Source organism: Bradyrhizobium sp. A5 (genome assembly GCF_042076515.1).
Classification (GTDB): Bacteria; Pseudomonadota; Alphaproteobacteria; order Rhizobiales; family Xanthobacteraceae; genus Bradyrhizobium; species Bradyrhizobium cosmicum.
The window spans coordinates 5,239,135-5,252,985 of record NZ_CP148990.1 but is presented as its reverse complement, the minus strand read 5'-3'; the positions used below and the strand labels follow the sequence as shown (position 1 = coordinate 5,252,985).

General features: G+C 60.9%; 15 protein-coding genes. 13 read left to right on the top strand and 2 right to left on the bottom strand.

Annotation, left to right across the window (positions count from 1 at the left end; translation table 11 throughout):
* Positions 1–25: 25 nt before the first annotated feature.
* The gene (locus WHZ77_RS25015; protein ID WP_375310392.1) at positions 26–655 is read right to left on the bottom strand and encodes a helix-turn-helix domain-containing protein; all 630 of its coding nucleotides are present in this window, start codon (positions 653–655) and stop codon (positions 26–28) included.
* A 585-nt stretch (positions 656–1,240) separates the two neighbouring features.
* Between WHZ77_RS25015 and WHZ77_RS25010 the strand changes: the two genes are divergently transcribed.
* The 6 genes from WHZ77_RS25010 (at position 1,241) to WHZ77_RS24985 (ending at position 6,556) form a co-directional block, all read left to right on the top strand.
* On the top strand, positions 1,241–2,926 hold the full coding sequence (locus WHZ77_RS25010; protein WP_375310391.1) for an MFS transporter: 1,686 nt from the start codon (positions 1,241–1,243) through the stop codon (positions 2,924–2,926).
* Between the two features lie 311 nt (positions 2,927–3,237).
* A complete protein-coding gene (locus WHZ77_RS25005) occupies positions 3,238–4,170 on the top strand; it encodes a fumarylacetoacetate hydrolase family protein (RefSeq protein WP_375310390.1) in 933 nt (310 codons plus the stop codon).
* Positions 4,171–4,186: 16 nt separating this feature from the next.
* Positions 4,187–4,969, top strand: a complete 783-nt coding sequence (locus WHZ77_RS25000; RefSeq protein WP_375310389.1) for an N-acyl homoserine lactonase family protein — start codon at positions 4,187–4,189, stop codon at positions 4,967–4,969.
* A 245-nt stretch (positions 4,970–5,214) separates the two neighbouring features.
* Entirely contained in the window at positions 5,215–5,574 is a 360-nt protein-coding gene (locus WHZ77_RS24995; protein WP_375310388.1) for an acyl-CoA dehydrogenase family protein, read from the top strand.
* 10 nt (positions 5,575–5,584) lie between these two features.
* Positions 5,585–5,767, top strand: coding sequence for an acyl-CoA dehydrogenase family protein (locus tag WHZ77_RS24990; RefSeq protein WP_375310387.1), 183 nt, complete (start codon positions 5,585–5,587; stop codon positions 5,765–5,767).
* A 456-nt stretch (positions 5,768–6,223) separates the two neighbouring features.
* Entirely contained in the window at positions 6,224–6,556 is a 333-nt protein-coding gene (locus WHZ77_RS24985; protein ID WP_375310386.1) for a hypothetical protein, read from the top strand.
* A gap of 30 nt (positions 6,557–6,586) precedes the next feature.
* Here the strand turns inward: WHZ77_RS24985 and WHZ77_RS24980 are convergent, their stop codons facing one another.
* Positions 6,587–7,393, bottom strand: coding sequence for an enoyl-CoA hydratase-related protein (locus WHZ77_RS24980; protein ID WP_375310385.1), 807 nt, complete (start codon positions 7,391–7,393; stop codon positions 6,587–6,589).
* 106 nt (positions 7,394–7,499) lie between these two features.
* On the opposite strand from WHZ77_RS24980, the gene WHZ77_RS24975 reads away from it, so the two are divergent.
* The 7 genes from WHZ77_RS24975 (at position 7,500) to WHZ77_RS24945 (ending at position 13,827) form a co-directional block, all read left to right on the top strand.
* A complete protein-coding gene (locus tag WHZ77_RS24975; protein WP_375310384.1) occupies positions 7,500–8,279 on the top strand; it encodes an IclR family transcriptional regulator in 780 nt (259 codons plus the stop codon).
* Positions 8,280–8,459: 180 nt separating this feature from the next.
* On the top strand, positions 8,460–9,164 hold the full coding sequence (locus WHZ77_RS24970; protein WP_375310383.1) for a dienelactone hydrolase family protein: 705 nt from the start codon (positions 8,460–8,462) through the stop codon (positions 9,162–9,164).
* 132 nt (positions 9,165–9,296) lie between these two features.
* On the top strand, positions 9,297–10,409 hold the full coding sequence (locus WHZ77_RS24965; RefSeq protein WP_375310382.1) for an ABC transporter substrate-binding protein: 1,113 nt from the start codon (positions 9,297–9,299) through the stop codon (positions 10,407–10,409).
* Between the two features lie 37 nt (positions 10,410–10,446).
* Positions 10,447–11,322, top strand: a complete 876-nt coding sequence (locus WHZ77_RS24960; protein ID WP_375310381.1) for a branched-chain amino acid ABC transporter permease — start codon at positions 10,447–10,449, stop codon at positions 11,320–11,322.
* The gene (locus WHZ77_RS24955; protein WP_375310380.1) at positions 11,294–12,358 is read left to right on the top strand and encodes a branched-chain amino acid ABC transporter permease; all 1,065 of its coding nucleotides are present in this window, start codon (positions 11,294–11,296) and stop codon (positions 12,356–12,358) included. Before WHZ77_RS24960 ends, WHZ77_RS24955 begins: the two co-directional genes overlap by 29 nt.
* Positions 12,339–13,124 (top strand): ABC transporter ATP-binding protein, encoded by a 786-nt coding sequence (locus WHZ77_RS24950; RefSeq protein WP_375310379.1) that lies wholly within the window; start codon positions 12,339–12,341, stop codon positions 13,122–13,124. The genes WHZ77_RS24955 and WHZ77_RS24950 overlap by 20 nt, the downstream gene beginning before the upstream one ends.
* Complete coding sequence (locus WHZ77_RS24945; protein WP_375310378.1) at positions 13,114–13,827, top strand: ABC transporter ATP-binding protein; 714 nt, start codon at positions 13,114–13,116, stop codon at positions 13,825–13,827. Before WHZ77_RS24950 ends, WHZ77_RS24945 begins: the two co-directional genes overlap by 11 nt.
* The last annotated feature ends 24 nt before the right edge of the window (positions 13,828–13,851 follow it).

Sequence of the window (13,851 nt, the reverse complement as noted above, 5' to 3'; positions counted from 1 at the left end):
CGATCGAGAGGCGATCGCCGAAGAGTCAGGAAGCCGTATCGTTGCGGCGGGGAAACATCTGTGCGGCGGAAATGACGAGGTAGTACTCGACAGACCGGGAGGTTTTGTTCTCGAACCAATGCTCTACGTCGGCCTCGAAATAGAGCGAGTCGCCCTCCTCGAGAATGGTCTCCACATTGTCGATTCCGACCACGATGCGGCCTTGCGAGGCGAGCACATGCTTGGTCACTCCGGCAGGGTAGGGTGGCAGCTTGCCGGTCGACACCTTAGGCGGCAAGTGGTGGAGGACGACTTCGACCGGCAACCCGGCCATGACCGGCGAGAGCAGATAGCGTTCGAAGCCTGTTTCGGCATCACGAAAGACCTGTCTTTGATTTTTCCGCACTAGCGCGAACGCACGGCGCGAGGCTCCTTCGTCACCGACCAGTGTAGAGAACGAAGTATCCAGTGCATGAGCGATGCGCTTCGCGACACCGATGGTCGGGCTTTTTTCGCCTCGCTCGACCTTCGAAAGCATTGCTCTGCTTACGCCCGAAAGCTTCGAGACTTGATCGAGAGTGAGGTCGGCCTGCTCACGCAGTAGCCGAACCCGGTCGCCAAATGCCTGGCTTACCGGATCCTGTCTGCCAATCTTCTTTACCGCCGTCCTAGCCATTCCGAATCACTCTTCAGCCGTCGCTGTCCATCGCTTTAATATTAGGCGGCAGTACCTCCAATGTCACATCCGGCCCAGACATAGCGAATTGCAGAAGATGTAGGCGTCACCCGAAAATTCTTCTATAGAATAGCATTTCTGCTATAAGAAAATAATTCTTCCAAAGAATACGATTTCTGCTATGAGAGATTAACTTTAGGAGGTCGCGCGGTGATTTTGGGTCGCAATTGGGAGTCTAGACGATGGCTTCGTCCATCGACGTTCCTTGGCGGACCATCGCTCAGCCGCCCGTCCTTTAACGGGATCGTTCGGCAGACCGGGATCGCATCGCATGCGGCGTGACCTCGGAGGATGTCGACGAAGCCGTCCGGAGGCGCGTCCAGCATTCTCATATGGCTTCATGGCGGGAATGACGCCGAACGAGAAGGCAAGTGCTTCTCGTGTCGGCGAATTGTCCGCAGTCCGACTGCAGAAGAGGTCGAGAGCTAAGAAGTAACCAACGTCCGCCAGGAAGCTGCGCGCAGAGCCATCGTCTGTAACGCGCGGACCCGGATTGCTGTCAATTTTGAATAAGGGGAGCGAAACATGCCGACATATAGGGTCAGTCTACCGAACGAGCCGATCGCATCGCAGATCACCGGGAGCACACTTCAGCCCTCGGATTCCGCCGGCTCGACAGGCTTGCAAATCCGCACGATCACGGCCGCCGCGATGGGCACCGTCTTTGAGTGGTACGAATTCACGCTCTATGCTGCGATGGCGGGAGTGCTCGCGGCCAAATTCTTCAGCGGTCTCGATCCGTCTATAAGTTTCATCTTCGCATTGCTGACTTTCGGCGTCGGCTTCGTGGTGAGGCCGTTTGGTGCGATCGTATTCGGGCGACTAGGCGACCTTATCGGTCGCAAGCGCACCTTCATGATAACCATCGTCATCATGGGGTTGGCCACCTTCGCCGTGGGGCTTCTTCCGATTTACGAGACCGTGGGAATCCTTGCGCCGATCATGCTGGTCGCCCTGCGTATCCTGCAAGGCCTGGCGCTCGGGGGCGAGTACGGTGGGGCGGTCATCTACGTGACCGAGCACGTCGAGAGAAACAAAAGAGGTTTGAGCACTTCATTTATTCAGATGACGGGCACCCTCGGCTTCCTGTTGGCTCTGATCTCCATACAAGCAGTGCAGGCGTTTGCGTCGACGGCCGCATTCGACGCCTGGGCCTGGCGAATTCCGTTTCTCATTTCGATCGTCCTCCTGGGTCTATCGATTCGAGTGCGTCTGCAGATGCACGAATCGCCGGTCTTCCAGAAAATGGCCGAAGAAAAACGGCTGTCCAGTGGGCCGATCCGCGAAACGTTCGGAAGCTGGAAAAATATCCGACTACTTTGCGTCGCCTTGATCGGCATCGGGGGCGGCATGTCCGTCGTATACTACAATGCGGTTCTCTATCCTCTCTTCTTTCTGACGCGGACATTGAATGTCTCGATGCCCGTCGCCAATCTGGTCACCACGATCGCGGCGCTCTTGTCGATACCCATGATCTGGTTCTCAGGATGGCTGTCCGATCGCGTGGGTCGGAAGCCAGTGATGCTTGCGGGGTTCGCTCTCGGCCTCGCGGCGACGTTTCCGATCTTCCATCAGATCGCCGCAGTGGCCAATCCTGCCCTCGCCAAGGCCCAGGCAGAGACCGCCGTTTCGGTTCGAACCGACGCATCGGGTTGCTCCTTCATGTTCAACCCGCTCGGAAATCGCAAGTTTACGTCGCCGTGCGATATCGCGCGCCAAGTTCTGGCCGCATCGTCCGTCAATTACACGAGCGTCGATCAACCTGGTGCCGGCACGACCGAGGTGCGGATCGGCGACCGTGTGCTGATTGCAAATTCGTCTGGCGCATTCGATCAGGCGACCTTCACGCGCGAGTTGAAGGAAGGGATCAAGCAAGCGGGATTTGGTGCACCCGCGAATCCGACCGCGACCGATCAAATGAAGATCATTGCACTGCTGTTGGTGCTGCTTCTTGCGATGGCGTTGGGTTACGCGCCCGTGGGTGTGGCGATGGCGGAGATGTTCCCTGCGCGCATCCGCTATACAGCGATGTCTTTTCCGTATCATTTTTCCAGTGGCTGGATCGGCGGTCTGCTACCGACATTCGCGTTTGCCATCGCCGTCGCGCAAGGAAACATCTTCGCGGGCCTTTGGTACACCGTCGGCTGGCTTATCGTGGGACTGATTGTGACCGGATTGTTCTATCGCGAGCCCAAATCCGATGTGGAGTGAAGTACTGGGAGCCTCGCGCCGTGATGCCGCCTCGCGACTTCCATTGATGCAAGCGCTTATTCGACGAGTAAGGGCGGTGGGAGGCTTTGCTTGCCGATAGCCAAACGTACTTTTCTGAATTGTGCCGCAGTATGGGTTCTGCGCACTCCGTGGTCCCTGTTGGGACATCCTCCTGAGACTGCCGTGGCCGCGTGGCCATGGCGCCCGCCGTCGCCAGACGGCGGCGGCGGGCCCTTTTTTCTTGGTGATGTGAACTAACGGATCGGGTTCGTACGGCGTGAACTCCGACAGTGCTCTGGAAAATGACAAAGATGAACTCTCGAAACGAACCGAACATTCAAGTCTCTGATCTTGACGCGCGCCTTGCCAATCTGCGTCTCGACGACGGATACGCCCTTGGCGCAGAGGTGAAGGGCGGTGTTGTAAACTTGACCGCCCTCGCGGCTGCTATAGGTCTATCGGCCCCCCGCGATATCGACGATCTCCTGCAAAATAGGCGAGCTCCTGAAGTGCGTGCCGTGCTGGACGCGATCGAAAGTCGGGGATCGGAAGTCGCCGTCACGCCGATCTCGGAAGTCCCGTTCGCGCCACTGGTGACCCGTCCCGAAAAGATCATCTGTGTCGGCTTCAATTACCGGGAACACGCCATCGAAACCAATACGCCGGTCCCCAAGGCGCCGCCGCTTTTCAACAAATTCAACAACGCTCTCAATAGCCACGGTGGAGTTGTGCATCTGCCCACGCGCGCGGCCCGGCAGTTCGATTATGAGACCGAGCTAGTCATCGTATTCGGACGAAATTGCCGGGACGTGCCGGAAGACGACGCACTTGATGTTGTTGCCGGTTACACCATCGGAAATGACGTCAGCGCGCGCGAGCTGCAGACCGCGACCTCACAATTTCTGGCCGGCAAGACTTCCGATGGCTTCGGTCCGGTCGGGCCATGGCTTGTGCCTCGCGGTATGGTTCGGGATCCTAACGCCCTGAAGCTCCAGACATGGGTCAATGGCACAATTCGCCAGGACTGGAACACGCGCGACATGATCTTCGACTGCCGCAGGCTGATCGCGTATGCATCGAGCGTCATGAGCATCAAGGCCGGCGACATAATGTTTACAGGGACGCCGCAGGGCGTGATTCTCGGAGAGAAGGCGCCTCGAGAGGAGCGTCGGTGGCTCAAAGCGGGGGACGAGGTCGTATCTTCACTGGAAGGCCTCGGCGAACTGCGCGTCAAACTTATGTAGTTACGGACACGATACGATGAGCAATCTTGCAACGGTAGAAAAGATATTCATTCTCGACGGCGGTGAAGCGAATGTCGACGACGGTTCGATCTACTCGCCGGGCCTGAACGTCGGCGTGCCGATGACGTTGAGTTGCAATGCCTATCTCGTCCGACATCGCGAGGGATGGTTCCTGTGGGACACCGGAACGCAGGACGACCTAGTTTCGGAGCCGATTGGGCGGATCATTGCACACGGAATCCGGGGAACGGTGAGACGGACTTTGGGAGCGCAACTGGCCGAGCTGGGCGTCACGCCTGACCAGATAGGCACCATCGCAATCTCTCACGCGCACTACGACCACGTAGGCAACTGTCGCCTGTTTCGCAAGGCGAAGTGGATTGCACAAAAGGCCGAATACGAAGCGATGTTCGGACCAAATCCCGAAGAGTTCGGATATTCACCCGAACTCTACGAGACCATGAGGCAGAACGAGGTCGAGCTGGTCGAAGGGGATCACGACGTTTTCGGAGACGGAGCCGTTCGCTTGATTTTCACGCCGGGGCACACGCTCGGTCACTGCTCGTTATTGATAAGGTTGCCCGAAACCGGCTCCGTTTTGCTCAGTGGCGATGTCGCTCACAATCGGGAAAACTTTCGTCTTCGTCGGGTTCCAGCCTTCAACGCCGACAAGAGTGCGTCTGTTGCTTCCATGGAGAAAGTTGACGCGCTCTTGCGCGCTGAAAGGGCGACTATGTGGATCAACCACGACACCGCTGAAAGCAAGCTGCTGCCGCATGCGCCAGCCGCGATACTATGATTCAGGCGGGTTGAAAGCACTGCAAAGGTAACGACCAGGTGCTGACTCTGGACCGACGCCGGCGGCGAGGTCATCGCGGGCGCGGTGACGCTTGCGCCGGTCAATCCGCAGGATCGCATTGCGCTTGTGTCAAGCTCCACGGGGGGACTCTTCAAGGCGTTGCCCGGCATGTTCCTTGGGGCAAACAGGCACCGACCACACTGGTCCTTGCACGCGACGCGAACGGCGAGGCTTTCCTATGTCGCGTGCCCAGCGACAAGACGCGTACGAACAAGACGCGGCGGAACGTCGCCTATGAGCCGCGCGAAGATCTCGACTTCGGCGGCGTGCAATTGGCCGCGAGCGATGTCTTGCCCGCGCCCTCTTGCCCTGGTGCCGATGGCCTGATGCCGTTTGACGCGGCCATCCGTGTCCAGCAGATGATCGGCGCGATGGAGCGGTGCATGGATTATGCGCTGTCCTACGCCAATGAGCGGGTGCAGTTTGGTCGCCCGATCGCGAAATTCCAAGCGATCCAGCACATGCTGGCGATCGCGGCAGGCCACTTTGCGGCGGCGTCGGCGGCGGGTGATTCGCTGAACGGAATCGCCGATCCTCGGCGATGACGCGCTGGGTGTGGCGATCGCAAAATCGCGGTGCGGCGAATCTGCAGGGCAGGTCGCTGCGCTCTGCCATCAGGTGCATGGCGCGATGGGATTTACCCAGGAGCATCCGCTGCACTACGCGACTCGCCGTCTCTGGTCGTGGCGCGACGAATGGGGGCCGAACCCTGGTGGCAGGAAAAGATCGGCCGGATGATCTGCGAGCAGGGCGGCGAAGGCTTTTGGCCGCTGCTCGTCGACCGGCAGGCCGCTGGGGCGGCTTAGCTCGAGGACGGCGGACAAAGATAGCGCTGCACGACGTCGTTGAGCAGCGCGACGATCTCTGTCCGTCGCCGCGTGATATCCTGGAGAGGGCCGGATACCGCGACAGCGAGCGAGCGGTTCCACCCGTCAATGCCTCCGGGCAACGGCAAGGCGATCGATCCCGCGCCCGGGTCTGACTGTGCCGGCAATTCCGCAGACATCCGGTAAAGCCGCGCCGAAATCCTTGTTGAGTGTCCGTTTGGCGGCACGTTGATCGGGTTGCGCAGGCAGGTCCAGTCGAGCGCGCGTTGATAGGGCCGGTATCCCGTTTCGGCAGATCCGTCATGACTTCCACATCGTCCGCCGCTCACATATAGGGCGACGGTGAAGTGCAGCGTCTGAGTCGCGAGTGAGTTTCCAGCTTTCGATCCTGAAGATTCTCGACGGGCAAACCGACGGACGTGCCAGCCTCGAGGTCATCAAGCAGCACCTTGCCGTTCTCTACACGAGCGGACAGGAATGGACCGTACGGATGAATCGTCTCGCCGAACGGGCGCCCGATCTCGATATATTCGGCCAGAAGCTGGTGGTGCGCGAGCCGGGCGTGTGGAACATTACCGAGGAAGGCCGCAGCTTTCTCGCGATCCTCGAGGGGCGGGGCGCGGCTAATGAGGATATCGCGCTGGCCGAGCCGAGTCCGGCCGGCCTGATTTCCGGGGCGAGCGCTCGGCCTGGCCCCTAGATCCGTCGAAAGACGCTCGCGTCCTCGCGTTCACTTGCCGGTGAAGCGTGGCGCCCGCTTTTCGATGAAATGGGCAACGCCTTCCTTGAAGTCTTCCGTTCCCCGGCAGATCGCGACTTCCCTGTTCGCGAGCTGCGTCGCTTCGGCGAGGGTTTGCCGAGGGGCTGCCGTGAGTTGCTGCTTGATGATGTGCATGGATCGGGGCGAGCAGAGATTGGCGAAATCCGACGCGGTCTGCTGAACCGTCTCGCGAAAAGTGTCTGCGGGCAACATTCGGACCAGGCCGAGCCGCTCGGCCTCGGCGGCTTCGACCACGCGTCCGGACAGCAGAAGGTCCGCGGCATTCATCGGCCCGATGAGCTGACGTAACATCCAGGCGCTGCCGTGTTCTGCGATGAGGCCGCGCCGGGCGAAAGACGTGGTCAGCTTCGCACCCGCGGCCATGAAGCGCAGGTCGCAATAGAGCGCGATGCAAAGACCAACCCCTGCGATGGCGCCATTGATGCCCGCAATGATCGGCTTGGGAACGGCGAGAAGATAGCTGTATCGCTGCGCCAGATCATCATCACTTTCCGCGGGGACGACCGGGGGGGCGGCGCTCGTGTTTCCCGACGACGCATCCGACAGGCGACCCATGTCGGCGCCAGCGCAGAAGCCTCGGCCTGCGCCGGTGATCACGATCGCGCGGACATCGTCGTCTTCGGACGCGATCGCCATCAGGCGGCGCAGCTCGCTCTCCATGACCGGTGTCCAGGCGTTCATCTTGTCCGGTCGGTCGAACGTGATCGTCGCGACGCGATCGGACACTTCGAAATTCATCTGCTCGGCAGGAACCATGAGCGACCTCCATTGAGGAGCCTTCTAGCAAACGCAAGGAACCATCGAAATGCCTTTCGTCCATGAAGAAACTTTTCTATCTATGTGAAAAAGCAAGCGAGGAAGCATGTCCAAAGAGGTCATCAAGACGGCCAAGCGGCTGTTCGAGATCCTGGAATATTTCGACGAAGTGCAGCGACCATTGAGTCTCAAGGAGGTCGCTTTGCGTTTCGGCTATCCGGTCTCCAGCGCTTCCGCGGTGCTCAAGAGCATGGTGGTGCTCGGTTATGTCGACTTCGACCGCTATTCGCGGACCTACATGCCGACGATGCGGATCGTTCAGCTGGGGCACTGGGTGCAGGGCGCGCTTTTCGGCGAGCGCGGAATTTCGGCCCTGGTCAACCACCTCAACAAGGAAACGGAAGAGACGGTCAGCATCGCGACCCAGAGCGACCTCTACATGCAATACATTCACGTGCAGCCGTCGCCGCGCACGATCCAGTTTTCGATCAGGCCCGGGACGATCCGGCCGCTCGCGCGCTCGGGCCTCGGATGGATGCTGCTGAGCGCACGCTCGGACGAGACCATCGAGAAGCTCGTGCGCCGCATCAATTTCGAAGAGGAGGATCGGAAGAGGAAGGTGGATCTGAAGGAGCTGATGCAGAAGCTCCGCAAGATACGCAAGGATGGCTACGTCATCTCCCTTCACACCGTGACGGCCGGAGCGGGCGTCATCGGTATGTTGTTGCCGGAGCGGCGCCACGGCCGCATTCTGGCGATCGGCGTCGGCGGGCCGGTCGATCGGCTCGTGTCGAAGCGAACGCAGATCCTGAGATCTCTGCGGGAAGGCATCGATAAATTCGTCTCGCGGGAGGACAGCGCAGCCGCGACAAAAGCCCGCAACTGAGCGAATCCATTTTCACATATCTGTAAATACGCACGCATATCTGTAATGCTCTGGCTTTCATCTCCGGCCCGGCACATTCTCCTCCCCACCTCACGCCTCGAACGCGCGGGGATACAAGATGGTTAAAAGGGTGGAGCCGTGCAGGAGAAGGTCGTTGATCTGAAAACCAAGGATGGGGTGATGAACACGTACGTGTTTCATCCGGACCGTCCAGGACCGTTCCCTGTCGTCATCTTCTATATGGACTCGGTCGGCGTCCGCGAGGAGCTGTCCGACATGTGCCGTCGCCTGGCGACAGTCGGCTATTACGTCATCATGCCGAACATGTACTACCGCATGGCTCGATGCGTCGATCTGGACGCCAATCGTCTGTGGGATCCGGCCTGCGCGGACAAGCTGGAGTTCATGTGGAAGCTCAACCGTCACCTCAGCAACACGATGGTGATGGAGGACACCCAGGTCCTCTTCGACTTCCTCGCCAATGAACCGGCGGCGAGGCAGGGCAGGACGGGATGCGTCGGCTACTGCATGAGCGGCCGCTACGTCTACAGGGCGATGGGCTTGTTTCCCGATCGCATGGCAGCCGGTGCCTCCGTCTACGGCGCGCGCCTGGTCACCGACCAGCCGGATTCCGCGCATCTCGTCACCGACAAGATCAAGGGTGAAATCTACTTCGCCCTCGCCGAGCATGATCACTACGCGCCGCCCGAGATGCTCGAGCAGGTGTCGCAGGCGATCAAGACGACCGGCATCAACGGGCGGATGGAATACTATCCGGAAGCTGAGCACGGCTTCGCTTTTCCGACCCGGCGTCTCTACCACAAGGCCAGCACGGAGCGGCATTGGGAGCGCCTGTTCGATCTCTTTCAGCGCAATCTGAATTGAGTTCGGGCGCCTGAGTCCAATCAGAATTCAAAAAGAGCCGCCGCGTTGCCGTGGCTGGCGAGACAAATCATAGGGGGAAGAACGATGAAGCGTGCGGATCGCCGAAATGTAATGTTGTCTTTGGGAGCCATCGTGGCGGCGACTGTGCAGCTCGCTTACGCGCCCGGCGCGATGGCGGCTGACCCGGTCAAGATCGGCCTTGCGCTGCCTCTGAGCGGCGCCGCAGCGACTTATGGGCAGGAATTGCAGCGCGGCGCTGAATATGCAGCGGACCTCGTCAACCAGCGCGGAGGCATTCTCGGCGGCCGGAAGATAGAACTGGTCTTCGAGGATGAGAAGGGCACGCCGCAAGGCGGCGTCGCCGCCGTCCAGAAGCTGATGTCGGTGGGGCGCGTGAAAGCGATCACCGGGGGGACGAACAGCTCGGTCGTGCTTGCTGAGTCTTCGGTCACGAAGAAGCGCATCCTGCAGGTAAACGCCGGCGCGCAGGCCGACGCGATCACCGATCAAGGCAGTCCCTGGCTGTTCCAGGTCAACAACACGGTGTCGCTCAATTCCGAAGCGTTCAATGCCTACATCGTCAAGACGCTAAAGCCGAAGGCGGTCGCCTACATGGGCGAGAATTCCGAGTTCAACAAGACGGTCCTCGAGAAGCTCAAGGCGAGCCTCCAGTCCGCAGGCATTGAGCTGGTGAGCACCTCTACTTATGACGCCGAGACCAACGATTTCACGTCCATTCTCACCAAGATCAAGGCGAGCAATCCGGACATGATCTACGTCGCAGACGCCTATCCGGCTCGCGCCGCACAGCTGTGGAAGCAGGTGCGCCAGCTCGGCGGCTTCAAGATCGAGGTGATGTCGCCAGGCGTGGTGACGCCGGGCATGATCAAGCCGTCGGAGGGCGCCATGAACGGCGTCGTTACGGGAGAGATCTTCATGGCATCGGATCCCGGCGCCGAAGGCAAGGAGTTCGTCGAGAACTATCAGAAGAAGTTCAACTCCCCTCCGGGAAAAGGTGAGCTGGTGATCTTCGAGGCGATCAATCTTATCGCCGCCGCGATGGACAAAGCCGGTACCGACAGCGACTACGACAAGATCTCGAAAGTCATCCGCGAAAACTCCTGGCCGAGCCCGAGGGGACTGCTCAAGTTCGACGAGAAGGGCAGGGCGCGGGCGCCATACTTCTACATCCAGCGTATCGACAACGGCAGCCTCGTTCAGGTCGAGCGCGTCAGCTCGAACTGACGATCGCGCGGATCAAACCTAGAAGGCACTTACGGCTTTGGAACTTCTGGTTCAAACCCTTGTCAACGGATTGGTGCTGGGCGCCAGCTATGCCGTCATCGCCGTCGGCCTGACGCTGATCTTCGGAATCGTGGGCATTGCAAACTTTGCCCATGGCGCGTTTTTCGCCATGGGCGGCTACGCCTGCTATCTGCTGACGTCGCGAGGCCTGAACTATTTCATCGCCGTTCCGCTGTCGGTGCTGATCGTCGTAGCCATCGGCGCCGTGACTGAATGGGTCGTCATCCGGCGCAGCCTGTATGGCGATTCACATCACGGCTCGCTGATCGTCACGTTCGCGCTCGGTCAGGCGGCAGTGGCCGGATTGATCCTGATCTTCGGGCCGGACCCGCTCCCCGTGACATCGCCGCTCGCACAGAGCACGATGCGGTTTCTCGGTATCTTCGTGACGTCGCAACGCGCGTTCATTTTAGTTTGTTCAGTTCTCGTGCTCGGTGCGCTCGGCCTGTGGCTCCGTCTGAGCATCAAGGGCCAGCAGGTTGTCGCCGTCGCCCAAAACGCGCGCGGTGCGCTCTATTCCGGCATCGACGTCCCCTGGATCCGCGCGCTTGCCTTCGTGCTCGGCGTCGCCGCTGCCGGTCTTGCCGGCGCGCTGTTGGCGCCGATCTCTACGATCTACCCGACCATGGGATACAGCGCGCTGATCGTCGGCTTCACCGTCGTCATCCTGGGCGGAATGGGCAGTATTCCCGGCGCGATGCTGGGTGCGCTTCTGATCGGTGTCGCCAACGCGCTGTTCGAAACCTACGTCTCGGTCTCGTGGACGCCCGCGCTGGGCTGGGGGCTCGTCATCGCCACGCTGCTGTTCCGACCGCAAGGACTGCTTGGCCAACTCCAGCAGCATCGGCACTGAGATGGCGATTCAGGATTTCGGCGCGACGATGGACAGGAAGCAGGCCGGCGCCATGAACGGCAAAAGGGCCGGGCGCGCCGCGCGAGAGGCCATTTATGTCGCATGCGCCGTCGCAGCCATCGCGGCGTTCACCTTCGCGTTCACCGACCCGTTCGTGGTGACCCTCGCCGGTTACACCTGTGCGTTCGCCCTGTTTGCTCTGAGCATCAACATCATCCTCGGCGGCGTCGGCGAGGTGCCGCTCGGCCAATGCCTGTTTTTCGGCGTCGGCGCTTACGGCGCGGCGATCGGAATGGGTAAGCTTGGGCTGCCGTTCGAGGTCGCGGTGCTGATCGCGCTCGTGCTTTCCGTGGTGCTGGCCGCCATCATCGGCGTCATCACGCTGCGTCTGACCGGCGCCTATTTCTCGATCGTGTCCTGGGGGCTGACCGGCGTCGCCATGGTCGCAGCGACGAATCTCGAAGAGATCACCGGGGGGCCGCTCGGCCTGTTCGGCTTTCCGCCGATCGAGATCGGCCCGCTTCAGCTGTCGGATCCGCAAACCTACTTCGCGGTCACCGCCACCATTCTTCTGCTTGCGATCCTCTTCCTGGTGGCCTTGCGCCGGTCTCCGTTCGGCGCCGCCATGGACAGCGTTCGGCAGAATCCCCATCTCGCGCGCTCGGTCGGCGTCGATGTGGCGCGCGTCCGGCTGAAAGCCTTCATGCTGAGCGCGCCGTTTGCCGCGCTGGCGGGTGCGCTCGCCGTTCCCTACACGCAGATTGTCACGCCCGAGGTCTTCAGCGTCGCGAACACGGTGGACGGGCTCCTGATGGTCCTGCTGGGCGGCGCGCAGCTCGTGGTCGGACCGGTGATCGGCGCTGCGATGTTCACGCTGATCCCGCAGGCTATGAACCTCGATCCGAACGTGAGGATCCTGGTGTTCTCGTCGATCATCATCCTGATCATGATGTTTGCCCCCGGCGGACTGCATCAACTGGGCGTTGCTCTGCGTGACCGGTTGGCAAGGAGGGCAGATGACGATCGCAGCCGCTGAGCGTCCAGTCGTCTCGGCCCGGGACATTGTCAAGCGATATGGTGGCGTGACGGCCCTGAACGGCGTCAGCCTCGATGTCGAGGAAGGCGAAATCTTTGGCATTATCGGCCCGAATGGTGCGGGCAAGTCGACACTGTTCGACATCCTCTGCGGCATCACCGTGCCGACCAGCGGATCAATCCGCATCATGGGAAGCGAAATCTCGGGAATGCCGCCGCATCTCATCGCGCGCTCGGGCGTCGCTCGAACCTTCCAGAGAACTGCGGTGTTCGCCGAAAGCACGGTGCTGGAAAATCTCCTGTTCGGGCGCCATGCGAGCTTTCACCACGGTGTCCTGGGCCGCATCGTCGGCAGCAAGTCCTATGTCCGGGATCAGCAGGCCTTCCACGCCCGCGTCGAGGAGGTTCTTGGGCTGATTGGCCTCGACGGAGAGCGAAACCGCAAGGCCGGCGTGCTGGCCTATGGCGTGCAGCGCCGGCTGGCCGTCGGAATCGCATTGATGTCCGATCCGAAGATCATGTTCCTCGACGAGCCCGCCGCCGGCATGAATGGGCGCGAGACCGCCGACTTCATCGCGCTGATCCGTGCGATCGCGCCGGGTCGGACGATCCTGATCGTCGAGCACGACATGGCGGTCATCCGGCAGCTCTGCGGCCGCGCACTCGTCGTCGTCGACGGCAAGCCGGTCGTGATCGACGCGCCGCATCACGTTCTCCGTCATCCGGAAGTCGTGACCGCTTATCTGGGGGCTGACGATGACGAGTGATGGCACGCTGCTGACCGTCAAGGACGTCTCGGCGGCTTATGGCAAGGTCGTCGCGCTCCGCGGCGTCTCGCTCTCCGTCAACCGCGGCGAGATCGTTGCTATCCTCGGCGCCAATGGCGCCGGCAAGACCACGCTATTGAACGCGATCTCCGGCGTTCTGCCGATCACGGCGGGCCGGATCGAATTCGCGGACCAACGTATCGACGGGCGCAAGCCCTGGACGCTTAGCCGGGCCGGCATCAGCCACGTCCCCGAGGGGCGCGAGATCTTTCCGTCGATGACCGTCGAGGGGAATTTGAAGATCGTCGACGCATTCGGCAGCGGTCCCATATTCACGGTCGAGGACGTGCTGAGCATGTTTCCACGTCTGCGCGAGCGCTTTCGGCAGGCCGCCGGCAATCTCAGCGGCGGCGAGCAGCAGATGCTCGCCATCGGTCGCGGTCTGATGGCGCGCCCCCGGCTGATCCTGTTCGACGAGCCGTCGCTCGGATTGTCGCCCTTCTTCTCCAAATTCGTGCTCGGCGCCATCGGCGCACTCCGGGCCAAGGGTCTCTCGGCGCTCCTGGTCGAGCAGAACATGCGTGCAGCACTCAAGATCGCCGACCGGGCCTATGTGCTCCGCGTCGGTTCGATCGTACGCGAAGGATCCGCCGGCGAAATCGCCGATGCGCCCGACATCCAGGAAGCCTATCTCGGCGCTTAGCGCACATAGCTCGTTGCAAGGGAT

Coding starts and splice junctions, on each gene's coding strand:
- WHZ77_RS25015 (WP_375310392.1), bottom strand. CDS start 655: ATGGCTAGGACGGCGGTAAAGAAGATTGGCAGACAGGATCCGGTAAGC.
- WHZ77_RS25010 (WP_375310391.1), top strand. CDS start 1,241: ATGCCGACATATAGGGTCAGTCTACCGAACGAGCCGATCGCATCGCAG.
- WHZ77_RS25005 (WP_375310390.1), top strand. CDS start 3,238: ATGAACTCTCGAAACGAACCGAACATTCAAGTCTCTGATCTTGACGCG.
- WHZ77_RS25000 (WP_375310389.1), top strand. CDS start 4,187: ATGAGCAATCTTGCAACGGTAGAAAAGATATTCATTCTCGACGGCGGT.
- WHZ77_RS24980 (WP_375310385.1), bottom strand. CDS start 7,393: ATGGTTCCTGCCGAGCAGATGAATTTCGAAGTGTCCGATCGCGTCGCG.
- WHZ77_RS24975 (WP_375310384.1), top strand. CDS start 7,500: ATGTCCAAAGAGGTCATCAAGACGGCCAAGCGGCTGTTCGAGATCCTG.
- WHZ77_RS24970 (WP_375310383.1), top strand. CDS start 8,460: ATGAACACGTACGTGTTTCATCCGGACCGTCCAGGACCGTTCCCTGTC.
- WHZ77_RS24950 (WP_375310379.1), top strand. CDS start 12,339: ATGACGATCGCAGCCGCTGAGCGTCCAGTCGTCTCGGCCCGGGACATT.
- WHZ77_RS24945 (WP_375310378.1), top strand. CDS start 13,114: ATGACGAGTGATGGCACGCTGCTGACCGTCAAGGACGTCTCGGCGGCT.